The organism is Pseudomonas sp. SMV71 (assembly GCF_052042015.1).
Classification (GTDB): Bacteria; Pseudomonadota; Gammaproteobacteria; order Pseudomonadales; family Pseudomonadaceae; genus Aquipseudomonas.
This window is the reverse complement of sequence record NZ_JBKGGU010000017.1, coordinates 21,308-45,395: the sequence shown is the minus strand read 5'-3', so window position 1 is coordinate 45,395 and position 24,088 is coordinate 21,308. Positions and strand designations below refer to the sequence as shown.

The following is a 24,088-nucleotide window of genomic DNA, read 5'->3' as shown; positions in this document are numbered from 1 at the left end:
CCCTTTCGGAGAAACACCATGACTCAACGGACCCTCGCCACTTTCATGCTTGCTCTGGGCCTCGCCACTCTTGCCGGGTGCGCATCGCCAACAGTGATCACCTTGAATGACGGTCGCGAAATCCAGGCCGTCGACACGCCCAAGTACGACGAAGAAAGCGGCTTTTACGAATTCGAGCAACTGGATGGTAAGCAGACTCGTGTGAACAAGGATCAGGTTCGTACGGTCAAGGATTTGTAATTTTCTGCGCTGGACACTGTTATAGAAAAAGCCCGCAACTTTTTGCGGGCTTTTTTTTGGGTTTCGCGAAGAGGCCATCTCATTCGACATTGATGCAAGCAGACACACCGCCATCGCGAGCAAGCTCGCCCCCCCCCCAGAGGTTCGGTGTTTACACAAGATTTATGTCTGCTAAAGAGCAAAAGTGTGGGAGCGAGCCTGCTCGCGATGGCGGTGGTTCAGCCGCGCACAGGCTCTGGCTACCACTCCAACCTGATGCCACTTTCAAACACCCGCTCCTGCCCGGTCACCGGATCCACAAAGCGCAGCCCCTTAGCCAGCAACTTGAGAGGATTGGCGTAGTCATCTTCCGCATCCCGAAGCACATCGGGATAAAACGGATCATTGCAGATGCCGGCCCCCAAGGCATTCATATGCACCCGCAGTTGATGTTTCTTGCCCGTGACCGGATACAAACCGTAACGCCACAATTCACCGTTTTTCTCCAACACCTCGACAGCCGTCTCGGTATTGGGTTCGCCCGGAACTTCCTGCATCCGGAAAAAGGGTTCGCCATCGATCATCCGGCTCTTGTGCACCCGAGGAAAAGTCAGCTCAGGCAGCCCACGGGCGATCGCCTGGTAGCGCTTTTTGATCTGCCGGGTCGGAAACAATGACTGGTACGCCGAGCGCGTATCGGGGTTGGCTGAAAACAACACCAGCCCGGCCGTGTGCCGGTCAATGCGGTGCAAGGGCACCAGGTATGGATTGTCCAGACGCCGGATCAGCCGTCGCAGAAGGGTTTGCTCGACATACTCCCCCGCCGGGGTCACGGGCAGGAAATGTGGTTTGTCCGCTACCACCAAATGCTCATCAGCGTAGAGAATCGCCTCCACCACCGGAATCGGCTTTTCGTCGGGTACTTCGCGAAAGTAATGGATGCGCAGGCCTTCGCGATAGGGCAAGTCGAGATGAATAGGCCTCCCCTCCCCATCCAGCACCCGGCCCCGCGCGATCCGGTCCAGCCACTGCTCACGGCTTACGGCGCTGAAGTGCTCGCACAGGCATTCAAATACTGTCTGCCAGGAGCCGGGGGGCAGATACAACGTACTGGCCTGATGGTGAGCGGCGGAAAATGATGCACCGGACATTGGAGACTCTTACCCATTTCTGCGGGGCGGCATTATCCGACACTCGCGCCAGCCCGCCCAGTAATGATTGCGTCACACCGGGATTGATTCAGGCTTTGCCGCCGCCTCGGTGAACTCTTTCAACCAGCGCAGTACTTGCACCGCCTCCCAGCGTCCCGGGTCGTATAAGGCGTACATAAGCCCTTGGTAGCCCACCACATCCAACTGCTTGTGATAACCGGCACGCTGAAACAGCGCCTCAATCTCAGCGAAGCAGGTATTGAAATGCAACTTATTGAATGGCGTCTTGCCTTCGGTAACCAGCCCATCCAGACGCAATTCCTGGACCGCTTCGCGGACAACGTCTGCGGACATCCTGTTTACGCTGGCTTTGAGTTGTTCGACATTGACCAAGGGGACCTACTCCGGATAACTGTATGGGCATACAGTAACCGAAGCGTGCGATTTTCGCCAATGGCATGGTTTGCCGGGGAAGCGCAAACGGGTCAGCGCAGAAAAGCGGCGACCCGGTCAGGGTCATCGAACGGCCAGTCCAGTTCCGCCCCGGTATCGATCCGGCGCAACACCGGGATACGCAAACCGTAGGTTTCGGATAATTCCTCACTCTCGGCGATATCCACCAGTTCCACCAACAACCCATGCTCGACAAAACGCATCAGCACCGCCTCGGCAACTTCACACAGATGACAACCCAGGGTGCCGTACAACTGGCATTCAGGAGACATGGCAGGTAGACCCAAAAAAGATAGACGGTCATTCTAGGCCCGCCCCACAGAACCGTCGAGCCGCGTTATCGCTTGCGGATGTTTCGGTAAAACGCTGATGCAAATCACTGAACATTAATGCTTTTCCAGCGAGGCTGAGGGTCCTGTTACCTTCTACGCTTCGAACAGCCATCGTGAAACGGAGTACCCCTTGTTCACCAATCTGCTGATCATTCTCGCTTCGTCCCTGGTGGTCATTGCCTTGTTCCGGCGGCTGCGCCTGCCACCGGTGCTGGGCTACCTGTGCGTCGGGCTGGCGGTGGGGCCGACCGCGCTGGACTGGGTGAACGACAGCGAGGAACTGCCGGACCTGGCCGAGCTCGGAGTGGTATTCCTGCTGTTCTCGCTGGGCCTGGAATTCTCCCTGTCGAAAATGCTCGGACTGCGCCGGGTCGTGTTCGGCCTCGGTAGCTTGCAGGTACTGTGTTCGGGTGCGCTCCTGGCGATGCTGCTGGGGTTTGCCGGTGCGCCGCCGGTCGCGGCATTGTTGCTCGGCGCGGGTCTGGCCCTGTCTTCCACCGCCATCGTCAGCAAGGAGTTGGGCAGCCAGGGAGAGATCTTCAGCAGCCATGGCCAGAACGCCATCGGCGTGTTGCTGTTCCAGGATGTCATCGCGGTCCTGCTGTTGACCCTGGTACCGGTATTCGCCGGTAGCAGCGAGCACCCGTGGTACTGGGCGTTGCCACTCACCCTGGGCAAGACCCTGGTGCTGTTCGCAGGCTTGCTGCTGGCCAGCCGACTGCTGCTGCCCCGGCTGTTCCATGAGGTGGCAGCGTCCCGGTCGGCGGAACTGTTCGTGCTGCTGGCCCTGGTGATCGTGCTGCTGACGGCATGGCTGACTCATCTGCTTGGCCTGTCGCCGGCCCTGGGGGCATTCCTGGCGGGCATGTTGTTGGGAGAAAGCCATTACCGACACCAGATCGAGGCCGATATACGCCCGTTCCGCGACATCCTGCTGGGATTGTTTTTCGTCAGCATCGGCATGTTGATCGACCTGCAACTGTTCGTCGATGACGGCTTGTCGATCCTCGGGTTGACCCTTGCCCTGATGCTGATCAAGGGCAGCGTGGTCGCCGCGCTGGTGAAATGGCGCGGCAGCGACGCAGAAACCGCCTGGCGCAGCGGCCTGGCACTGGCCCAGGGCGGGGAGTTCTGTTTCGCCCTGATGGCGCTGATGCAGCAGAACCGACTCATGCCCGACAACATCAGCGGCCTGCTGCTGGCAGCGACGTTCTGCTCGATGCTCTTGACTCCGCTGTTGCTGCGCGCCGCTCCGCATATTGCCGCGAGGCTGCATCGCAAACCCAACGAAGCGGCACAACTGGACCAGATCAGCGCGCTCAACGCCGGGTTGTCGGGTCACGTGGTCATTTGCGGGTATGGGCGTGTGGGGCAATCCATCGGGCGGTTCCTGCGCCGCGAAGGCCAGGCATTCGTCGCCCTGGATGAAGATCCGGTGATCATCCAGGAAGCCTCCGTCGGGGAGCACTGCGTGCATTATGGCGATTCCCGGCGTGGCGACCTGCTGGCCGCCGTCGGCTTGAGCCGCGCCAGGTTGCTGGTGATCGCGGTCGACAAGACGGACATCGCCATTACCGTGCTCAAGGAGGCGCGACGGCTCAATCCGCAGGTGCCGATCCTGGTGCGCACCCGTGACGACAGCCAACTGGCCGAACTGCAGGCCGCCGGGGCCAGCGAGGTGGTCCCGGAGTTACTGGAGTCAAGCCTGATGCTGGCCTCCCATGCGTTGGTCATGCTCGGTCTGCCCGAACAGCAGATCCGTCAACATGTGGACCAGGTCCGTCACGACCGCTATCGCTTGTTGCATGGCTTTTATCCCGGCAATCAGGACAAAGTGCCGTGATGCCTTGTCTAGTCCTGGCTCACCGCCCCGATCTTGTGAATCGACAGGTCGGCGCCGTAATACTCTTGTTCCTGGCTCAGGCGCAGGCCCAACAATGCCCGGATCAGGCCGTAGACCGCGAACCCACCAGCCAGGGCCACGGCGACGCCCAGCGCCGTGCCGATCAGTTGGCTGACCAGGCTGACGCCACCCAGGCCACCCAACGCACCCTGGCCGAAGATGCCGCAAGCGATTCCGCCCCAGACGCCGCACAATCCATGCAGCGGCCAGACACCCAGCACATCGTCGATCTTCCACTTGCCCTGGGCCGCGGTGAAACACCAGACAAACAAGGCACCGGCAATGGCACCTGTGGCCAGCGCTCCCACCGGATGCATCAGGTCGGAGCCGGCACAGACCGCCACCAACCCGGCCAGCGGGCCGTTGTGCAGGAAGCCTGGGTCATTGCGCCCCACGACCAACGCCGCCACGGTGCCGCCCACCATGGCCATCAACGAGTTGACCGCCACCAACCCGCTGACTCCAGGCAGGGTCTGGGCGCTCATTACGTTAAAGCCGAACCAGCCGACGATCAGGATCCACGAGCCCAGGGCCAGGAATGGAATGCTCGACGGCGCGAACGCCACCAGGCGACCGTCTCGATAACGGCCATTGCGTGGGCCGAGCAACAGCACGGCGGCCAGCGCCAGCCAGCCGCCCATGGCATGCACCACCACGGAGCCGGCGAAGTCGTGAAAACTGGCCCCGAAGTTCGCCTGCAGCCAGGTTTGCAGGCCGAAATTGCCGTTCCAGACCAAACCCTCGAAAAACGGATACACAAACGCCACGATCAACACGGTGGCGCACAACTGCGGTGCGAATCGGGCGCGCTCGGCAATACCGCCGGAGATGATCGCAGGGATCGCGGCGGCAAAGGTCAGCAGGAAGAAAAACTTCACCAGGCTGTAGCCGTGATCGGTGCTGAGTACCGCTGCCGGTTGCAGAAACGTCACGCCATAGGAAATCCAATAGCCTATGAAGAAATAGGCCAAGGTCGAGACGGCGAAGTCGCTGAGGATTTTCGACAGCGCATTGACCTGGTTCTTTTGCCGGACCGTGCCTACCTCAAGGAAGGCAAACCCGGCGTGCATGGCCAGTACCATGACCGCACCGAGCAGGATGAACAGCGTGTTGGAGCTGTGGACCAGACTGTCCACGGCACTTTGCATATTTTCCATGGTGTTGGCAGACCTGAAAAAGTTGAAAAGGCACCAAACCGGGTCGCACAGCTCGACAGCGCACCAAGTTGAAACGCCCCTCCACCCGAGGAACGTGCCGTTTTGGTGCAATAGCATCGGCAAACGACATCACGCCGGGAGCTGCTTCGCGGGTTTTGATTATTTGGGTTAAGGTTTTACGGGCTGGCGCCCATCTACAGCGCACGGGTGCGGACAAACGCACCAGTACATGGCAAATGCCTGAGCAAGAGTTGTACCAGGCACTTTCACTGAACCTTCCGGCAAGGCTCATACTCGAACGCTTCAGACGTCATCTCACGGAGATTCACCCATGGCCAGAACCCAGGCAAAGACTGCTCAAGAAACCCTGATGGAAGATTTCCAGACGCTGGTCAGCGACACCGAACGACTGCTGGACGACACCGCCACCCTGGCGGGTGATCAGGCTGACGTCCTGCGCAGCCAGATCCACGAAACGCTGCTGCGCGCCCGCGAGACCCTCAAACTGACCGAAGACTCCGTGCGCGAACGCGGCCAGGCGGCAGTGATCGCTACCGAAGAATACGTACAGGCCAACCCCTGGCAATCCGTTGGTATTGCTGCAGGCGTGGGCTTCTTGATCGGCCTGCTGGCGACCCGGCGCTGATGATGGGCATCGACGAATCCGGCTCGCCTGAAGCGGGCACCAAACCCACTGCGCGCCGCCTCGGCGCGGCGTTCCTTGGCTTGCTGCACAGTCATGTCGAATTGTTCGGCATGGAGTTGCAGGAACAGAAGGCCCGCACCGTGAGCCTCCTGCTGTTCGCCGGCCTGGCGCTGGTATTCGGCTTGTTGCTACTGGTCGGGCTCTCGGCGCTGGTGATGATCCTGGTCTGGGACACCTATCGCCTGGCGGGGATTCTCGGACTGTGCCTGTTCTACCTGCTGGCGGCATTGTTCTGCGGCCTTCGGCTCAAGGCAGCAATCTACGACGAGTCCTCGCCTTTCCATGCCACCCTCGAAGAACTTGCCAATGACCGGGAGCGCCTGCTGCCATGAGCCTGCCTGATATTCCCCAAGCCCGGACCCGACAGGAAATGCGCAAGGCGCTGGTGCGCCTGCGCATGGAAATGCATCGCCAGGAGATCCGCCAGGAAACGCGTCAGTTGCTGCTGCCTCTGCATCGGGTTCGCGGCATGACGCAAAGCTGGCATGACGGCTTCGGCATCAAGCACGCGCCACTGTGGGGCATGGCTGCGGTTTCATTGCTGGGTTTCATCACCGGCAAGCGGACCCGTAGCGGCCGTACAGGAAGCATCACCGGCCTGGTCAAGCTGGCAACCACATTGTTGCCGCTGATCAAACTGGCCAAGAGCATGCGCAAGCCCTGACGAGCCGTCTGGACCGGGAACGAGTAGCCTGCGGTGAGGGAGCTTGCTCCCGCTTGGCCGGGCTGGTGCTCCCGTGCGAAACGCTCACAACAGGGGGCCTGCTGCGCAGTCCAGCGGGAGCAAGCTCCCTCGCCACGTTTTCCCATGGGTCTCGGCAAGCATGGGCCTTGCAGCGCGACGCTCGAAACGGGAAGCTAAGGCATCGACATTATCAAACGGAGCAACCGGCCTTGGATTGGCACACCCTGCTGAATCGCGAACGCCTCGGCAAACCCCTGCATAGCCCGCAAGAGCTGGGTCGCAGCCCCTTCCACAAAGACCATGATCGCATCATCTTCTCCGGCGCTTTCCGGCGCCTCGGACGCAAGACGCAGGTCCACCCGGTTTCCAGCAACGACCATATCCATACGCGCCTGACCCATTCGCTGGAGGTCAGTTGCGTCGGGCGCTCCCTGGGCATGCGGGTGGGAGAGACCCTGCGCAATGCCCTACCCGACTGGTGCGAGCCAAGTGACCTGGGCATGGTGGTCCAATCGGCGTGCCTGGCCCACGACATCGGCAACCCGCCATTCGGTCACTCCGGTGAAGACGCCATTCGCTATTGGTTCCAGCAGGCGGCGGGCCGCGGCTGGCTGGACGCCATGAGTGAAGCCGAGCGTAACGACTTCCTGAATTTCGAGGGCAACGCCCAAGGCTTCCGCGTCCTCACGCAGTTGGAATACCACCAGTTCGACGGTGGAACCCGACTGACCTATGCCACCCTGGGCACCTATCTGAAATACCCGTGGACGGCGCGTCACGCCGACTCCCTTGGTTACAAGAAGCACAAGTTCGGTTGTTATCAGAGTGAACTGCCGCTGCTGGAGCAGATTGCCAATAAACTGGGCCTGCCGCAGATCGAGGACCAACGCTGGGCGCGGCATCCGCTGGTGTACCTGATGGAAGCCGCCGATGACATCTGCTACGCCCTGATCGACCTGGAAGACGGCGTGGAGATGGAGCTTCTACAGTACTCGCAGGTGGAATCGCTGCTGCTGGACCTGGTGGGCGACGATATTCCGGATACCTATCGCCAGCTGGGGCCGCTGGACTCCCGGCGCCGCAAGCTGGCGATCCTGCGAGGCAAGGCCATCGAACACCTGACCAACGCCGCCGCGCGGGCTTTCGTCGAGCAGCAGGAGGCCTTGCTTGCCGGCACGCTGCCGGGAGATCTGGTGGAACACATGCATGGCCCGGCAAAGCGCTGCGTATTGAATGCCAAGGACATGGCACGCAGGAAAATATTCCAGGACAAAGGCAAGACCCTGCACGAAATCGGCGCCTACACCACGCTGGAAATCCTGCTCAATGGTTTTTGCGGCGCAGCACTCGAACAACACGGCGGTCGCACGCCTTCGTTCAAGAACCGTCGCATCCTCGACCTACTGGGCAACAACGCGCCCGACCCGAACGGGCCGTTGCATGCTGCCTTCCTGCGCATGATTGACTTCATTGCCGGGATGACCGATAGCTATGCCAGCGAAATGGCTCAGGAAATGACCGGTCGCACCCGGCAATGAATTGGAGCCACATCCCCGGACGTCACCAATCCTGTGGGAGCGAGCCTGCTCGCTCCCACAGAAATTCGGTAACGCATTAGTTGATCCAACACAACAAAGGACGCTTGGCTGGAAATGAAGTATTTCGCCAGCGCAACATTGAATATCGCTTTTCCTAGACGTTTATATAAGCAACAAAACTGCGGAAATTTCCTTTCACAAATGACTGATTCGTCAGTTTTCCTATTCCATTCGCCTACTAAAACCCTTTACACCCGTAATATCTTGCCTCTTTTTTTGTAGGAAACTTCTGAAATTGAAGTTGCATGGCTGTCTGTTCGTACGACCTCGGCTGTAACTGGGCTAAGGTGCGCGCTTTATTAAGCTCGCAGGGAATTTATTCATGAACTCCGTTTTCATTGTCGACGATCATCCGGTCATCCGCCTCGCCGTCCGCATGCTCCTGGAGCATGAGGGTTATAAGGTCGTAGGGGAAACTGACAATGGCGTCGATGCGATGCAAATGGTGCGCGAATGCATGCCGGACCTGGTCATTCTGGATATCAGCATTCCCAAACTCGACGGGCTGGAAATCCTCTCGCGCTTCAACGCTATGACCACTCCCCTCAAGACCCTGGTGCTCACGGCCCAATCGCCCACGCTGTTCGGTATTCGCTGTATGCAATCCGGTGCCTCTGGCTACGTGTGTAAACAGGAAGATCTCAGCGAACTTGTCAGTGCTATCAAGGCGGTATTGTCCGGCTACAACTATTTCCCCAGCCAGGCACTTAATCCGATGCACCCGGATGATCCGCGCAGCATAGAGCTGGATCTTTTCAAGAGCGTCAATGATCGCGAGTTGATGGTGCTGCAACTCTTTGCCCAGGGACGCACCAACAAGGAAATAGCCAAAGGGATGTTCCTGAGCAATAAGACCGTCAGCACCTATAAGAAACGGCTGATGCAGAAACTCAAAGTCAAATCCCTGGTAGACCTGATTGAAATGGCCAAGCGCAACGCGCTGGTGTGAGAAACCGGATGCTCAAATGCATAACGAAATGTCTCCTTCTTTCAGCCGCGGGTTTATATGCCGGTGTCCTCGCGGCGGCCCCCGCCGCGCCCGAGCCGTACACGCTCCTGGGGCGCTCGCCGACGGCCCCTGTCGAGGTTCGCCTGGATGACGTCCACCGGGCCTGGCTGACGGATCGACGGGAACTGGTCCTGGGAACCTCTGCACCGGATTACCCGCCCTTCGACCTTTCCACGAGCGGCCGCGATTACGAAGGCATGACTGCCGATTATGCAGGGCTCATCGCCGGGGCGACCGGCCTGCCCATGCGGGTGCTACGGTTCGATTCCCGCGAGGCCGCCGTGGCCGCTCTTGCACAAGGGCAGATCGACCTGCTGGGCACGGCCAACGGTTTCGAAGCGCGCAATCCAGACCTGGTGTTATCGACCCCCTATGCCGTAGACCAACCGGTTCTCGTCACTCGCACCGACGAGAGCCCATCCCTGGCCGACCATCTCGAAGGGCTGCGGCTGAGCATGGTCTATCACTACCTGCCGTTGCCGGAAATTGAAAAGCTGTACCCCAAGGCGCTCATCACCACTTACCCCTCCTACCAGAACGCCATCAACGCCGTCGCGTTCGGCCAGGCCGATGTCTTCCTCGGCGATACCATTTCCACCCATTACATGATCAGCAAGGGCTACCTGAGCAATATCCGCATGGCCAGCTTCGGCAAGCACGAATCCCACGGGTTCGGTTTCGCGGTGCGACGCAACGACACCCGCCTGCTCGACATCATCAACACCACGCTCAACCAGATCCCGATCGCCGAGCAAGCGGCCATCGCCAAGCGCTGGAGCGCCGGCAGCGACCTGTACCTCACCGACCACAGGATACAACTGACCGACCGCGAGCAACGCTGGCTTGCGGCTCATCCCGTGGTTCGAGTGGCAGTCAACGAAACATCGGCGCCGTTCACTTTCTTCGACGCACAGGGCGATATGCGCGGGATCAGCGCCGACCTCCTGGAACTGATCAGGCTGCGCACCGGCCTGCGCCTGGATATCCAGCGGCGCCAGAGCGACAGCGAAATGATCGCCTCGGTCCTGCACGATCAGGCCGACATGGTGGCTGCGCTGTTGCCCAGTGGCGAGCGACAACAACAGCTCCGATTCAGCCGACCCTACGTCGACAGTTCGTTCGTCCTGCTGACCCGCAAACATGCAGGCACACCGACGACGCTCGATCAATTCGGTCGTGCAAGCCTGGCCATCGCCAAGGGCAACCCGGTCATCGAATGGCTACGCAGCCAGTACCCCGCTATCACGATCATCGAAACGGACGGCTCCTTGCGCGCTGTGGAAATGCTTGCCGATGGAAAGGTCGATGGCAGCGTGCACTCGCTGGTGATGGCCAACTACTTCATCGCCTCCCACAGGCTGCACGACCGGTTGCAGATCAGCAGCACGGTCGGCACCCAGCAAGCCCTGTTCTCCCTGGCCACCGCAAAAAATGCCACCGAGCTCAGCGCGATACTCGACAAGGCGCTGACCAGCATCGACCCCGATGAACTGGGCGTCATCAACAATCGTTGGCGTGGTTACGTCTCGGCATCGGAACACACCTGGCGCACCTATAACCGCCTGTTCTTCCAGGTCGTGGCGGGTGTCGGTTTGCTGTTGCTGCTATCGCTGGCCTGGAACGCCTACATGCAGCGCCAGATTAGGCAACGTCAACGGGCGGAACTGGCCCTCAATGACCAACTGGAGTTCATGCACGCCCTGCTCAACGGCACGCCCCATCCGATTTATGTGAGGGATCGCAACGGCTTGCTGCAAAGCTGCAACGACAGTTACCTGGAGACCTTCGATGCACGGCGCGAGGACATCCTCGGCAAGGATGTGATGTCGGGCTCCATGAGCAACGCCTTCGAAGCGCAGCAGTACCAGGCCGATTACCAGCGCGTCATGCGCGAAGGGACTCCCCTGATCATGGACCGGCCCTTGCACATCGGCGACCGGCAACTGACGATCTACCACTGGATCCTCCCCTACCGAAACTCGGCCGCCCAGGTACAAGGCATCATCGGCGGCTGGATCGACATCAGCGAGCGGCGACAACTGTTCGAACAGCTGCGCGCATCCAAGCAACAAGCCGAAGACGCCAACCGGGCCAAGAGCACGTTCCTGGCGACCATGAGCCACGAAATCCGCACCCCGATGAACGCCGTGATCGGCATGCTGGAATTGGCACTCAAACAGGCCGACAAAGGCCATGTTGATCGTTCGTCCATCGAAGTGGCCTATGAGTCGGCATCCGGGATGCTCGAACTGATCGGCGACATCCTGGACATCGCCCGTATCGAATCGGGCCATCTGAGTCTGGCGCCCGAACGGGTCAATCTCAGGGCCATGCTGCAATCGGTCATACGGGTATTCGAAGGTGTGGCGAGGCAGAAGAACGTCGGTTTATCGCTGCAGTTCGATACCACCGAAGGCAGTCCGGACGTCTTGATCGACCCGTTGCGCTTCAAGCAGGTGCTGTCGAACCTGATCAGCAATGCCCTCAAATTCACCGAAAAGGGTCAGGTCCAGGTGAAGGTCCGCTTGTCTCGAACCGCCGAGGACAATGTCCTGCGCCTGCAACTGCAAGTCAGCGACAGCGGCATCGGGATCAGCCCGGCCGATCTGCAACGGCTGTTCGAACCGTTCGCCCAGATCGACAACACCAGTCGAATGGCCCGCAAAGGCGCAGGCCTGGGGCTGGTGATAAGCCGTAACCTGTGCCGGATGATGGGTGGCAGCCTGCACATGAACAGCCAGCCGGGCATCGGTACCCAGGTCCAGGTCTGCCTGCGCTTGACGACCCTGCCACCCGCGACGCCTGGCATATCCCTGGAACCGGCGATCGAAACAGCCGCAACGGCCCTGGACATCCTGGTCGTGGACGACCATCCCGCCAACCGCCTGTTGATGTCGCAGCAACTGGAATACCTGGGCCACCGCTACCAGGTGGCCCACGATGGCGGCCATGGGCTCGAGATGTGGCGCAACGGGCACTTCGACCTGGTCATCGCCGATTGCAACATGCCCATCATGAGCGGCTACGAGCTGGCCCGGTCGATTCGCCGCGATGAGACCGAAAGCCAACGGCCGCCTTGCACCATCCTGGGATTCACCGCCAATGCGCAACCGGAGGAAAAGCAACGCTGTCGGGACGCCGGAATGGACGACTGTCTGTTCAAACCGATCAGCCTGAACGCCCTGAGCCAGTGGATCAAGAACGTCAACGCAACCGTCCGCCCCGAGGTCTTCAGCGTGCAGAGCCTGCAGGCGCTGACCGGTGGCGACCCTTCTTCCACGCGGCGCTTGTTGAGCGAACTGTTCAGTAGCAGTCGAGCAGACCGTCAGGAGTTGCTTCAGGTCGCCCGGCAGGGCAGCCGCCAGGCGCTGACAGAAACGGCGCACAAGATAAAAGGCGTGGCCCGAATCGTCCAGGCAACCGTGCTGATCCAGCGGTGCGAAGCCCTGGAGCAGGCCTGTCGCCAAGAGCAGGCACCTGGACAGATCGACGCGTGTATCCAGGCCCTCGACCACGCCATGACCGAGCTTGAGCAGGCCTTGGGCATGGAGATCGCCAAGGCAAAATAATCCGGTGTTTACTATGCTGTTCGCAGCAGTGCGTACCAGGGGTGTTCTCGATCGGTTTCCCCTTCACGCAAGAACTGATGAGAGCACCCCTTTCACTTGGAGTGACTGCAATGCCCAGCGCACCGCCTCCGGAAAAACGCCGGTTTCCCCTGCACGTCCACATCAGTGTGATGTTCACCTTGCTGCTGTTGCTCACCGGGACTGTGCTGGGCGTTTTCAACTACCAGCAAACCACGCAGATCATCCTGTCCAGCAGTGAAAAACTGTTTAACCGGATTGAACAGGATGTGCGCCTGGACCTGTACGACACCTACGAACCGATCCGCCATTTGCTGGGCTTGCTGGCCGACTATCCGGCGCCCCAAGCACCCGGGACTACCCAGCGCCTGGCCTTGCTCACGCCTTTCAGTCAGGCACTGCGAGACAACCCGGACCTGGCGTCGCTGTACCTGGGCGACAGCGACGGCAACTTCCTGATGGTCCGGCCACTGCGCAGCGAAACCCTGAGGACCGACTTGAAGGCCCCCGCCAACGCGGCCTACCAGGTCTGGACCGTGGAGCAGGCAAGCAACGCCGAACCGCTGCATTCCCAGTCGCTGTTCTATGACGACGCCCTGGTCCTCATCAGTCGCCAGGACCTCACCGGCGAGACCTTCGATCCCCGCAGCCGCGGCTGGTTTCGCAGCGCAATGGAAAGTCCCGAGCAAATCACCACCGAACCCTACGTGTTCTTTTCCACCCGTAACATCGGCACCACGCTCGCCCGGCGCAGCGGTGAGCGGGCCGTCATCGGGGCCGACCTGACGCTGGCGGCCCTGTCCGAAACGCTGGCCAAACATAAGGTAACCCCAGGTACCGAAATCGTATTGCTCGACCCCAAGGGCAACGCGGTCGGCTATCCCGACAGCGCCCGGATCGTGGCCGACAGCCGGTCGGCGCGCCTGATCAAGGCCCGGGATCTCAACCCGGCTATCGCCGCCGCACTCGACGCTCCCCACGATGCCCCGCGCCTGGAAGCGGTCGGGCGCCGATGGATCGTGTCCCGCAGCCACATGCAGGAAGGCGGGCCGCAAGGCCTGGAACTGGCGCTGCTGGTGCCCGAGGATGAGTTGTTGGACGATGCCTATCGCCTGCGCTGGCAAGGCGCACTCATTACACTGGCTACCTTGCTGATGTGCCTGCCACTGGGCTGGCTGACCTCACGAATCCTGGTCAAGCCCCTGCGGGCACTGGTGCAGGAAGCCGACGCCATCCGCAGCTTCGACTTCAATTACCCGGTGTCGCGTCGCTCCCCGGTGTTGGAGGTCGATCAGTTGAGCGTGTCGATGGCGCGCATGAAGGAAACGCTGGCGAGCTTCTTTGAAATCACCGCCAGCCTGCGCGCCGAAACCCGTTTCGCCCCGTTGCTGGAGCGAGTGCTGTTCGAGACTGTGAAAATCGGCCAGGCCCAGGCCGGGCTGATCTACCTGCGGGAAAACGACGACAACCGGGTCAAGCCGTATGGGCTGGTGATCGATGGCACCCCACGTGACCTGGACGCGTTCAAACTGCAAGGCTACGAGCTTCAAGGGGACGCCAGCCCGCAATGGCTCCAGCAGCTGGCTGTGGCGGAAAACCTGGTCGCCTCCCTGGGCTTTGAACAGGCTGCCGACTTGCAGAGTGTCCTGCGGGCACTGGACGCGCCGCGCGTGCACCTGATCGGTATCCGCCTGCGCAACCGCCACTACGAAACCATCGGGTTCCTGGTGCTGCTGATCAATGACAGCGGCACCGAAGCGGACCTCGAGAAACTGCAACCGGACCGCATCGCCTTTCTGCAGGCCGTGTCGGGCGCTGCGACGGTGAGCATTGAAGGCCAGCGTCTGCAAGCCAGGCAAAAGCAATTGTTGGACTCGTTCATCCAACTGCTCGCCGGCGCGATTGACGCCAAGAGTCCCTACACCGGTGGCCACTGCCAACGGGTGCCGGCCTTGACACTGATGCTTGCCCAGGCCGCAGCGGCCAGCCAGGCGCCGGCGTTCGACACTTACCGGCCCACTGAAGATGAATGGGAAGCCTTGCACATCGCGGCCTGGCTGCATGATTGCGGCAAGGTCACCACACCGGAATACGTCGTCGACAAGGCCACCAAGCTCGAGACGCTGAACGACCGGATCCACGAAATCCGCACCCGCTTCGAGGTGCTCAAGCGCGACGCCTGGGTCGACTATTGGCAAGCCGTGGCAACGGGCGGCGAACCTTCTGACCTCGCCCAGCGCCGCGACGCGACGTTGGCAGCCCTGGATGACGACTTTGCCTTTGTCGCCCACTGCAACCTGGGCTCGGAGGCCATGGCCGAGGCTGACCTGCAACGCTTGCAAAGCATCGCCCGGCGCACCTGGACCCGCACGCTGGATGATCGCCTGGGGGTTTCCTGGGAAGAGAACCGGCGGCAGGAGCGTACATCCAGGCCAACCCTGCCGGTCACCGAAGCATTACTGGCGGACAAGCCGGAGCACCTGCTGGAACGGCACGACGCAGAACTGATTGCACCGGACAACCCCTGGGGCTTCCAGCTCGATGTGCCGCAATGGAAATACAACCGAGGCGAACTCTACAACCTGAGCATCACCCGGGGCACGCTGACCCGCGAAGAACGCTACGTAATCAATCATCACATGGTGCAGACGATCCTGATGCTCAGCCAGTTGCCTTTCCCCAGTCACCTGGACAACGTGGCGGAGATTGCCGGCGGTCATCACGAGAAAATGGACGGCAGCGGTTACCCCAAGCGGCTCAAGCGCGAGCAGATGAGCTTGCCGGCGCGCATGATGGCCATTGCGGATATCTTCGAGGCATTGACCGCCGCTGACCGCCCCTACAAGAAAGCCAAGAAACTGAGCGAAGCGCTGGGGATCATGGCGACCATGTGCCGTGACGCCCACATCGACCCCGAGCTGTTCGGGTTATTCATCGAAGAAAGGATTTATCTGCGTTACGCCGAGCAGTTTCTCGATCCGCACCAGATCGATGAGGTCGATCCACAGCGCCTGCTGGTCATTGCAGGGCTCAAGCCGTGAGCCCTGCCTCAAGGAGCCGCTCAGCAGTCCGTCAGGCGCAGGAATATCCCGGCCAGCTGCTCGATGCCGGCCTGGTCATGCTCGGTAAAGCGCGCCAGTTTCGGGCTGTCCAGGTCGAGCACGCCGATCAGGCGTCCGTCCTTGACCAGCGGCACCACCAACTCGCTGTTCGATGCGCTGTCGCACGCGATGTGTCCGGGGAACGCATGCACGTCTTCGACGCGCTGGGTCTGCAACGTCGCCGCCGCCGTACCACAGACGCCGCGACCGAAGGGAATCCGCACGCAGGCAATCTGGCCCTGGAACGGCCCCAGCACCAATTCTTCGTTGCGATTGAGATAGAAGCCGGCCCAATTCAAGTCTTCCAACTGACTGAACAGGAAGGCCGAGAATTGCGCGGCGTTGGCGATGAAATCACGCTCATCCGCCAGCAGGGATTGCAACTGTGCCGCTAACAAACCGTAGCCATCGAGGCCCTGGCCGGTGCTTTTCAAATCGATCATGCCTTGTGCTCCAGCAGTTTGAGGCCTACCCAATACCGGGCAAACTGATAGGCGCAACGTCCGTTGCGGTTGCCGCGTCCGGTGGCCCAGCGCACCGCCTGGATGTCCAGCGCCTCGTCGCGTTGCCAGACCAGTCCGGCCTTGGCCGCCAGTTCGCCGATCCAGTGTTCCACCACGTTGAGGAAATGCTCCTGGGTGAACGGATAAAACGACAGCCACAAGCCGAACCGGTCGGACAAGGCGATCTTGTCCTCCACCGCTTCGCTGGGGTGGAGTTCGCCGTCGACCCGCTTCCAGTTCTCGTTGTCGCTTTCCTTTTCCGGCACCAGGTGACGGCGGTTGGAGGTGGCGTACAGCAGCACGTTGTCCGGCGCCTGTTCGAGGGACCCGTCCAACACGCTTTTGAGCACCCGGTAATCGCCCTCGCCGGACTCGAACGACAGGTCATCGCAGAACAGTACGAAACGCTGGGGCAGTTTCGCCACCTGCTCGACCACCCGAGGCAGGTCGGCCAGGTGATCGCGCTCGATCTCGATCAACCGCAGGCCCTGCCCGGCGTGCTCGGCCAACAGCGCGCGCACCAACGACGACTTGCCGGTGCCACGCGAGCCCCAGAGCAATGCATGGTTGGCCGGCATGCCATCGATGAATTGCCGGGTGTTGCGGCCCAGCTGTTCGACCTGGCGGTCGACGCCGATCAGGTCCGACAGACGCATGTCGAGGCTGACTTGCAGCGGCAGCAGGTAGCCGCTGCGTCCGTCTCTCTGCCAGCGTGCGGCCAGGGTCTGGCTCCAGTCGATGTCAGGGCGCGGCGCCGGCAGCAGAGGCTCGATCCGGGCCAGCACGGCATCGGCGCGCTCAAGAAAAGCATTCAATCGCGAGTCCACGTCTTTTCCTCGGGCACGTTCACAGTAATGATGGCGCTACAGCAACGAAACGCCGTATCCAATGGCGGGTCTACCCACCACACAACACAAACCGGTTGCACCGGTATCCGGAGATGATCAGCTATGCTTGAGCGGCGAAGGGAAACGTAAGTGGTTCATCACTCAATGGACATCAGATTCACCCAACGGCTGTCTTACAAGCAGGCACGCCTGACCGTCCTGGTGGGCTTCGTGCTGGGCACCTTGCTCAGCCTGATGCAGATCGGCATCGATTATGCCAGCGAAGACGCCTCGATCAACCGGGAAATCCTGTCGTTGCTGGAAATCAGCCACAACCCGGCCTCGCGCATCGCCTACAACATCGACGCCGAACTTGCCCAGGAACTGTCCATGGGCTTGTTGCGCTCACCGGCCATCATCGGTGCCGAACTGATCGACAACAACAAAACCGTACTCGCCAGCGTCAAGCGGCCCGAACTGCAAAGCAGCTATCGATTCATCAGCGATTTCCTGTTCGGCGCCCAGCGTCAGTTCGAAGACCGACTCTACCTGGATCATCTGCCCAGCGAGTCCCTGGGCGTGTTGCGCCTGGACGTCGATACCTATGCATTCGGCGCACGCTTCCTGCGCCGTGCCGAGGTCACGTTGCTCAACGGCTTCGCCCGCAGCCTGATTCTCACCGGCCTGTTGCTGGCGCTGTTCTATGTGATGCTGACCAAGCCGCTGGTGCGGGTGATCCGCGAGCTGAGCAGTCGCGACCCCGGCAGCAGCGAGCAGAATCGCCTGGAATGTCCGTCCGGTCACCAGTCCGATGAAATCGGCGTACTGGTGTCCGTCGCCAACCAGCAGTTCGAAAACATCGCCACCGAAATCCAGCAGCGACGCACCGCTGAAAATCGCCTGACCGAATACCTGGCCCAACTGGAAAACATCGTCTCGGCCCGCACCGCCGAACTGAAGGCGATCAATGCGCGTCTCAGCCAATCCAACGAGGAGTTGGAGGTGGCCCGGCGCACCGCCCTGGACATGGCCGAGGCTCGCTCCGCTTTCCTGGCCAACATGAGCCATGAAATCCGCACGCCGCTCAATGGCCTGCTGGGGATGATTGCGTTGTCTCTCGATGGCCCGCTGACGGCCGAACAGCAGCAGCAATTGTCGATTGCCCATGACTCGGGCAAGGTCCTGGTGGAGCTGCTCAACGACATCCTCGACCTGTCGAAATTCGACGCAGGCCAGCTGGAGCTCGAGCGTATCCCGTTCGACCTCGGCTCCCTGATCGAGGACACCGCCAACCTGCTTTCGCAAAACGCCGCGCCCAGCGTCGAGCTCGCCTGCCTGATCGACCCGCAGTTCCCGGCGCAGGTGCTGGGTGACCCGACCCGGGTGCGCCAGATCGTCAGCAACCTGCTGTCCAACGCGCTGAAGTTCACCCGCTTCGGCCGGGTCGATGTGAAGTTGAGCCATTACGAAGGCGGCGTGCGCATCGAGGTCTGCGACACGGGCATCGGTATCCCCAAGGAGGCCCAGGCGCGGATCCTGCAGCCATTCACCCAGGCCGGTGCCGGCATCACTCGTCAGTTCGGCGGTACCGGCCTGGGCCTGGCGCTGACCTACAACCTTTGCGAAGCCATGCAGGGCCGTTTGACCATCAGCTCCGAAGCCGGCTTCGGCAGCCAGTTCTGCGCTGACCTGCCCCTGCCCTGTCACACACCGGCCACGCCGCCCGAGCCGCTGCGGGGCAATGTCGTCGCCATTACCGCCGGCAGCAGCGGCCTGGCCGAGTTGCTGCAGATGCAGCTACCGGGCTGGGGGCTGGACTATGTAAGGCGCTCGGTCGATGACGGGTTGCTGGGTCTCGCGCCCGACGTGCTGATTACAGACTGCCCGGAATGCCTGTTCAACCTGCGACCGACGTTTAGCGCGCCGATCCTGCTGGTCACCGCCTACGGCAGCTTCATGCCCGGCGAAGAAGCCGCCGCCCTCGCACCACTGATCCAGCAGGCCCGGCCCCTGGCGCGCCATGCGCTGCATCAGATTCTGCGGCGCGCCTTGCAAAGCGAGGCGACCACCATCAACGAGGCGCAAATCGAAACCCAGATCCCGTCCCGCCGCGGACGGGTGCTGCTGGTGGAGGACAATCCGGTGAACCAGCTGGTGGCCAAGGGCATGTTGGTGAAACTGGGTTGCGAGGTCACCGTCGCGGCCCACGGCGCCGAAGCCCTGGGCCAGCTTGAGCAGCGGGTTTTCGACCTGGTGCTGATGGATTGCAACATGCCGGTGATGGACGGCTATGAGGCCAGCCGGCAGATCCGCCAGAGCGGGCGTTGGCCGGAGTTGCCTATCGTGGCGTTGACGGCCAATGCCATGCCCGAGGAGCGCGAGCGCTGCCGGGCATCGGGCATGAACGATTACTTGTCCAAGCCGTTTCGTCGCGAAGAACTGGCGGCGGTCCTTGACCAGTGGGTGCCGACTACGTCAGCGCTTTGATTTGTCCCAGCAGGTGATCGAGACCGTCTCTCAACGTGCCGAGGCGGTCCAGGTCAACCCCGCTTTCGCACAACAGGCGCGCCTTTAGTGGAGCAACCTGGTCGCGCAATGCCCGGCCTTGCTCCGACAGGCTCAGGTGCACTTCCCGCTCATCCCGGGCCGAACGCTGGCGCTGGATCAGGTCCAGCTGTTGCAGGCGCTTGAGCAACGGCGTCAACGTGCCGGAATCCAGCAGCAGGCGTTCACCCAAGGCCTTGACCGTCGGTTGTTCCGGCGCCGTGTCGTGCCACTCCCACAGCACCAGCATCGCCAGGTACTGCGGATAGGTCAGGCCGAGCTGGTCGAGCATCGGCTTGTAGCCCCGGATCACCGCCCGCGATGCGGCATACAGCTTGAAGCACAACTGGCTGTCGAGCTTCAGGGAATCGGCTGACAGGTCATTCATTTGAGCAGTGCTTCGATCTCGCCGGTGAGATCCTGGGGTTTGGTGGTCGGGGCAAACCGCTTGACCACCTGACCGTCCTTGCCAATCAGGAACTTGGTGAAATTCCACTTGATCCCTTTGGACCCCAACACACCGGGCGCTCGCTGCTTAAGCTGGACGAACAACGGATGGGCGTCGGCACCGTTGACCTCGATTTTCTTGAACAGTGGAAAACTCACGCCGTAGTTCAGCTCGCAGAACTCGCTGATCGCGCCTTCATTGCCTGGTTCCTGCTTGCCGAACTGATTGCAGGGAAAGCCCAGCACCACCAGGCCCCGGTCCTTGTAGGTCTGCCACAGCGCCTCCAGTCCCTTGTATTGCGGAGTGAAACCGCACTGGCTGGCAGTGTTGACCACCAGCACCGCCTTGCCGGCGAAATCGGCAAGGGTCTTTTGCTCGCCTTTGATGGTGGTGCACGGGATGCTCAGTAAGTTGTCGCTCATGGCACGGCTCCGATTAAAGATTGAACGCTGAAAATAGCGAGCAATTAAATTGCGTACAATTTAATCATTGAAAGTAATAACTCATCATAAACGTGGCCTCAGGCATTGCCCCCCGTGGCGACGGAGCTTGCTCGCGCTCGGCTGCGAAGCAGCCGCAAATCGATCACCACGCTCCATCGAACCGTATCAGGTGCTATTGGGGCGGCTGCGCCACCCAGCGGGAGCAAGCTCCCTCGCCACAGGTAAGCCGCTGGCTGGCGCGCAAAATCGGTTGGTACCGAGCCTTCGGCGGTTACTCGCGAGGAACCAGATCCAGGCACACCGAGTTGATGCAATACCGCAGCCCCGTGGGCGGTGGACCGTCCGGGAAGACGTGGCCCAGGTGCGCATCGCATTTGGCACAGACCACTTCGGTGCGGATCATCCCGTGGCTGACATCCCGCACTTCCACCACGGCGCTGCCCTCGATCGGCGCGTAGAAGCTCGGCCAGCCACAGCCGGAATCGAACTTGGTCCGTGAATCGAACAGAGGCTCATTGCAGCAGATGCAGTGGTACACGCCGTCGGTCTTGGTGGCGTTGTACTTGCCGGAGAATGGGCGCTCAGTGCCCTTCAGGCGGCAGACGTTGTACTGCTCCGGATCGAGCATGGCGCGCCATTCTTCAAGGGTTTTTTCCAACTTTTCCATCGTCCTACCTCGGCAATTGAAAAAGCCCGATCCGACGCTTTTAAGCAGATCGGGCGGCACGTATGATTGCGCCTCGTCAGGCGCCAGTCTGGCAGTCACGTCACGCGCATTCAAACGGATTGTGACGCCTACGCCGCGTCAGGCCCGGGCACAGACGCAGCAATCCCAGTACGGTAGTTCATACGCCGCCTGGATCGTTCATTTTCGGGAACACATCGCCATGCAGGTCAGCAAATCGAACAAGCTCGCCAACGTCTGCTACGACATTCGCGGCCCGGTGCTCAAGCACGCCAAACGCCTGGAAGAGGAAGGCCATCGCATCCTCAAGCTGAACATTGGCAACCCGGCGCCCTTTGGTTTCGAAGCGCCCGATGAAATCCTCCAGGACGTCATCCGCAACCTGCCGACCGCCCAGGGCTACAGCGACTCCAAAGGCCTGTTCAGCGCACGCAAGGCGGTGATGCAGTACTACCAGCAAAAGCAGGTCGAAGGCATTGGCATCGAAGACATCTACCTGGGTAACGGGGTGTCCGAGCTGATCGTGATGTCGATGCAGGCCCTGCTCAACAACGGTGACGAAGTGCTGGTGCCGGCGCCTGACTATCCGTTGTGGACCGCCGCCGTGAGCTTGTCCGGCGGTAACCCGGTGCATTACCTGTGCGACGAACAGGCCAACTGGTTCCCGGACCTGGCGGACATCAAGGCCAAGATCACCCCGAACACCAAGGCGCTGGTGATCATCAACCCGAACAACCCCACCGGCGCCGTGTATTCCCGGGAAGTGCTGCTGGGCATGCTGGAACTGGCCCGCCAGCACAACCTGGTGGTGTTCTCCGACGAAATCTACGACAAGATCCTCTACGACGATGCCGTGCATGTCTGCACCGCGTCCCTGGCTCCGGACCTGCTGTGCCTGACCTTCAACGGCCTGTCCAAATCCTACCGGGTCGCGGGTTTCCGCTCCGGCTGGATCGCCATCTCCGGGCCCAAGCAGCATGCCCAGAGCTACATCGAAGGCATCGACATGCTCGCCAACATGCGCCTGTGCGCCAACGTGCCGAGCCAACATGCGATCCAGACCGCGCTGGGCGGCTACCAGAGCATCAACGACCTGGTCCTGCCCCAGGGCCGGCTGCTGGAGCAACGCAATCGCACCTGGGAACTGCTCAACGACATCCCTGGCGTCAGCTGCGTCAAGCCAATGGGCGCGCTATATGCCTTCCCGCGGATCGATCCCAAGGTCTGCCCGATCCACAACGATGAAAAATTCGTCCTCGACCTGCTGCTGTCCGAGAAGCTGCTGGTGGTCCAGGGCACGGCGTTCAACTGGCCGTGGCCGGATCACTTCCGCGTCGTGACCCTGCCCCGGGTCGATGATCTGGAACAGGCCATTGGCCGGATCGGTCACTTCCTCAAGTCCTATCGTCAGTAGTCCACAAAGCGTGCGGGACGCCTTCGTCTCGCACGCTGTCTGATTCAGCAACATATCCGTTCAGAAGATTCCGGCAAGGCTCCTACACTTGAGACTGGGCAGCCAAGGACGGCCGTGTCCAACGTTCACGGGGCATCCACATAAGATTTCTTTTCCTCGCTCACTTTCAGAAAAGTCTTTCAAACATTTAGGACGCTTGTAGGACATAGTTTGAAATAGTCAGCGAGTTGAATAGCCAGCGGCAGCACCTTATATACCCGCATGACGCTACATCTTTAGCATGAGGAGATTTCCACAACCATGATGCGCATCCTGCTGTTCCTGGCCACTAACCTGGCGGTCGTGCTGATTGCCAGCATCACCCTGAGCCTGTTTGGCTTCAACGGGTTCATGGCGGCCAACGGGATTGATCTCAACCTCAATCAGCTGTTGATCTTCTGTGCGGTGTTCGGCTTCGCCGGCTCCCTGTTCTCGCTGCTCATCTCCAAGTGGATGGCGAAGATGAGCACCGGCACCCAGATCATCAGCCAGCCGCGCACCCGCCATGAACAATGGCTTCTGCAAACCGTCGAGCAACTGTCCCGGGAAGCCGGGATCAAGATGCCGGAAGTCGGGATCTTCCCGGCCTACGAGGCCAACGCCTTCGCCACCGGCTGGAACAAGAACGACGCATTGGTCGCCGTCAGCCAGGGTCTGCTCGAGCGATTCTCCACCGAGGAAGTCAAGGCCGTGCTGGCCCACGAGATCGGCCACGTTGCCAACGGCGACATGGTGACCCTGGCGCTGGTCCAGGGCGTGGTGAACACCTTCGTAATGTTCTTCGCCCGGATCATCGGCAACTTCGTCGACAAGGTGATCTTCAAGAACGAGGAAGGCCAAGGCATCGCCTACTACGTGGCAACCATTTTCGCCGAGCTGGTACTGGGCTTCCTCGCCAGCGCCATCGTCATGTGGTTCTCGCGCAAACGCGAATTCCGCGCCGACGAAGCCGGCGCACAGCTGGCCGGCACCACCGCCATGATCGGCGCGCTGCAACGCCTGCGCGCCGAACAAGGCCTGCCGGTCCATATGCCCGACACGCTGAATGCCTTCGGCATCAACGGTGGCATCAAGCAGGGCCTGGCCCGGATGTTCATGAGCCATCCGCCGCTGGAAGAGCGTATCGACGCGCTGCGTCGCCGCGGTTGATAGCCAGCGTCTCAGAAGCCCGCAGCGATGCGGGCTTTTTTGCGCCTGACTGGCTTCATCGCGAGCAGGCTCGCTCCCACAGGGATTTATAAACGCCATAGATCCGGTGTGGGAGCGAGCCTGCTCGCGATAAAG

Annotated in this window: 21 protein-coding genes; 12 read left to right on the top strand and 9 right to left on the bottom strand. The window is 60.9% G+C overall.

Annotated features, from left to right (window positions below):
• The first annotated feature begins 18 nt into the window (after positions 1-18).
• Positions 19-240, top strand: coding sequence for a YgdI/YgdR family lipoprotein (locus tag ACLEJQ_RS18315; protein ID WP_003183689.1), 222 nt, complete (start codon positions 19-21; stop codon positions 238-240).
• A gap of 239 nt (positions 241-479) precedes the next feature.
• Here ACLEJQ_RS18315 and ACLEJQ_RS18310 read toward each other — a convergent pair whose 3' ends face one another.
• The 3 genes from ACLEJQ_RS18310 to ACLEJQ_RS18300 all read right to left on the bottom strand — a co-directional run bounded on the left by ACLEJQ_RS18310 (position 480) and on the right by ACLEJQ_RS18300 (position 2,095).
• Positions 480-1,370 carry a pseudouridine synthase gene (locus ACLEJQ_RS18310; protein ID WP_440797161.1) on the bottom strand — a complete coding sequence of 297 codons (891 nt, stop codon included), beginning with the start codon at positions 1,368-1,370 and terminating at the stop codon, positions 480-482.
• Between the two features lie 72 nt (positions 1,371-1,442).
• Positions 1,443-1,763 (bottom strand): transcriptional regulator, encoded by a 321-nt coding sequence (locus tag ACLEJQ_RS18305; RefSeq protein ID WP_440797159.1) that lies wholly within the window; start codon positions 1,761-1,763, stop codon positions 1,443-1,445.
• Positions 1,764-1,855: 92 nt separating this feature from the next.
• Positions 1,856-2,095, bottom strand: a complete 240-nt coding sequence (locus tag ACLEJQ_RS18300; protein ID WP_440797157.1) for a glutaredoxin family protein — start codon at positions 2,093-2,095, stop codon at positions 1,856-1,858.
• A gap of 190 nt (positions 2,096-2,285) precedes the next feature.
• Here ACLEJQ_RS18300 and ACLEJQ_RS18295 point away from each other — a divergent pair, with 190 nt between their 5' ends.
• On the top strand, positions 2,286-3,998 hold the full coding sequence (locus ACLEJQ_RS18295) for a cation:proton antiporter (protein ID WP_440797155.1): 1,713 nt from the start codon (positions 2,286-2,288) through the stop codon (positions 3,996-3,998).
• Between the two features lie 8 nt (positions 3,999-4,006).
• On the opposite strand, the gene ACLEJQ_RS18290 is transcribed toward ACLEJQ_RS18295, so the two are convergent.
• Complete coding sequence (locus ACLEJQ_RS18290; RefSeq protein ID WP_440797153.1) at positions 4,007-5,215, bottom strand: ammonium transporter; 1,209 nt, start codon at positions 5,213-5,215, stop codon at positions 4,007-4,009.
• A gap of 331 nt (positions 5,216-5,546) precedes the next feature.
• Between ACLEJQ_RS18290 and ACLEJQ_RS18285 the strand changes: the two genes are divergently transcribed.
• From ACLEJQ_RS18285 to ACLEJQ_RS18255, 7 genes are all read left to right on the top strand, one after another.
• Complete coding sequence (locus tag ACLEJQ_RS18285; protein WP_440797151.1) at positions 5,547-5,861, top strand: DUF883 family protein; 315 nt, start codon at positions 5,547-5,549, stop codon at positions 5,859-5,861.
• Between the two features lie 2 nt (positions 5,862-5,863).
• The gene (locus ACLEJQ_RS18280) at positions 5,864-6,253 is read left to right on the top strand and encodes a phage holin family protein (protein ID WP_245144481.1); all 390 of its coding nucleotides are present in this window, start codon (positions 5,864-5,866) and stop codon (positions 6,251-6,253) included.
• Positions 6,250-6,585: a hypothetical protein gene (locus ACLEJQ_RS18275; protein WP_440797149.1), complete on the top strand. Its 336-nt coding sequence runs from the start codon at positions 6,250-6,252 to the stop codon at positions 6,583-6,585. The genes ACLEJQ_RS18280 and ACLEJQ_RS18275 overlap by 4 nt, the downstream gene beginning before the upstream one ends.
• A 230-nt stretch (positions 6,586-6,815) precedes the next feature.
• Entirely contained in the window at positions 6,816-8,144 is a 1,329-nt protein-coding gene (locus ACLEJQ_RS18270; protein WP_440797147.1) for a deoxyguanosinetriphosphate triphosphohydrolase, read from the top strand.
• A 382-nt stretch (positions 8,145-8,526) separates the two neighbouring features.
• Positions 8,527-9,153 carry a response regulator gene (locus tag ACLEJQ_RS18265; protein WP_440797145.1) on the top strand — a complete coding sequence of 209 codons (627 nt, stop codon included), beginning with the start codon at positions 8,527-8,529 and terminating at the stop codon, positions 9,151-9,153.
• An 8-nt stretch (positions 9,154-9,161) separates the two neighbouring features.
• The gene (locus ACLEJQ_RS18260; protein ID WP_440797143.1) at positions 9,162-12,782 is read left to right on the top strand and encodes a transporter substrate-binding domain-containing protein; all 3,621 of its coding nucleotides are present in this window, start codon (positions 9,162-9,164) and stop codon (positions 12,780-12,782) included.
• 110 nt (positions 12,783-12,892) lie between these two features.
• Positions 12,893-15,841, top strand: coding sequence for an HD domain-containing phosphohydrolase (locus ACLEJQ_RS18255; RefSeq protein WP_440797141.1), 2,949 nt, complete (start codon positions 12,893-12,895; stop codon positions 15,839-15,841).
• Between the two features lie 20 nt (positions 15,842-15,861).
• On the opposite strand, the gene ACLEJQ_RS18250 is transcribed toward ACLEJQ_RS18255, so the two are convergent.
• A complete protein-coding gene (locus tag ACLEJQ_RS18250; RefSeq protein WP_440797139.1) occupies positions 15,862-16,344 on the bottom strand; it encodes a GAF domain-containing protein in 483 nt (160 codons plus the stop codon).
• Entirely contained in the window at positions 16,341-17,231 is an 891-nt protein-coding gene (locus tag ACLEJQ_RS18245; protein ID WP_440797137.1) for an ATP-binding protein, read from the bottom strand. The genes ACLEJQ_RS18250 and ACLEJQ_RS18245 overlap by 4 nt, the downstream gene beginning before the upstream one ends.
• Before the next feature lie 165 nt (positions 17,232-17,396).
• Between ACLEJQ_RS18245 and ACLEJQ_RS18240 the strand changes: the two genes are divergently transcribed.
• Positions 17,397-19,718, top strand: a complete 2,322-nt coding sequence (locus ACLEJQ_RS18240) for a response regulator (protein WP_440797135.1) — start codon at positions 17,397-17,399, stop codon at positions 19,716-19,718.
• Here the strand turns inward: ACLEJQ_RS18240 and ACLEJQ_RS18235 are convergent.
• The 3 genes from ACLEJQ_RS18235 to msrB form a co-directional block, all read right to left on the bottom strand.
• Complete coding sequence (locus ACLEJQ_RS18235) at positions 19,702-20,163, bottom strand: MarR family winged helix-turn-helix transcriptional regulator (RefSeq protein WP_440797133.1); 462 nt, start codon at positions 20,161-20,163, stop codon at positions 19,702-19,704. The two genes, ACLEJQ_RS18240 and ACLEJQ_RS18235, sit on opposite strands and share 17 nt — an antisense overlap.
• Complete coding sequence (locus tag ACLEJQ_RS18230; protein WP_440797131.1) at positions 20,160-20,645, bottom strand: glutathione peroxidase; 486 nt, start codon at positions 20,643-20,645, stop codon at positions 20,160-20,162. Before ACLEJQ_RS18230 ends, ACLEJQ_RS18235 begins: the two co-directional genes overlap by 4 nt.
• 292 nt (positions 20,646-20,937) lie before the next feature.
• A complete protein-coding gene (gene msrB, locus ACLEJQ_RS18225; protein ID WP_440797129.1) occupies positions 20,938-21,333 on the bottom strand; it encodes a peptide-methionine (R)-S-oxide reductase MsrB in 396 nt (131 codons plus the stop codon).
• A 220-nt stretch (positions 21,334-21,553) separates the two neighbouring features.
• Here msrB and ACLEJQ_RS18220 point away from each other — a divergent pair, with 220 nt between their 5' ends.
• Together ACLEJQ_RS18220 and htpX are read left to right on the top strand one after the other, a co-directional pair.
• Positions 21,554-22,765, top strand: a complete 1,212-nt coding sequence (locus ACLEJQ_RS18220) for a pyridoxal phosphate-dependent aminotransferase (RefSeq protein ID WP_440797127.1) — start codon at positions 21,554-21,556, stop codon at positions 22,763-22,765.
• 300 nt (positions 22,766-23,065) lie between these two features.
• The gene (gene htpX, locus ACLEJQ_RS18215; protein ID WP_440797125.1) at positions 23,066-23,953 is read left to right on the top strand and encodes a protease HtpX; all 888 of its coding nucleotides are present in this window, start codon (positions 23,066-23,068) and stop codon (positions 23,951-23,953) included.
• The last annotated feature ends 135 nt before the right edge of the window (positions 23,954-24,088 follow it).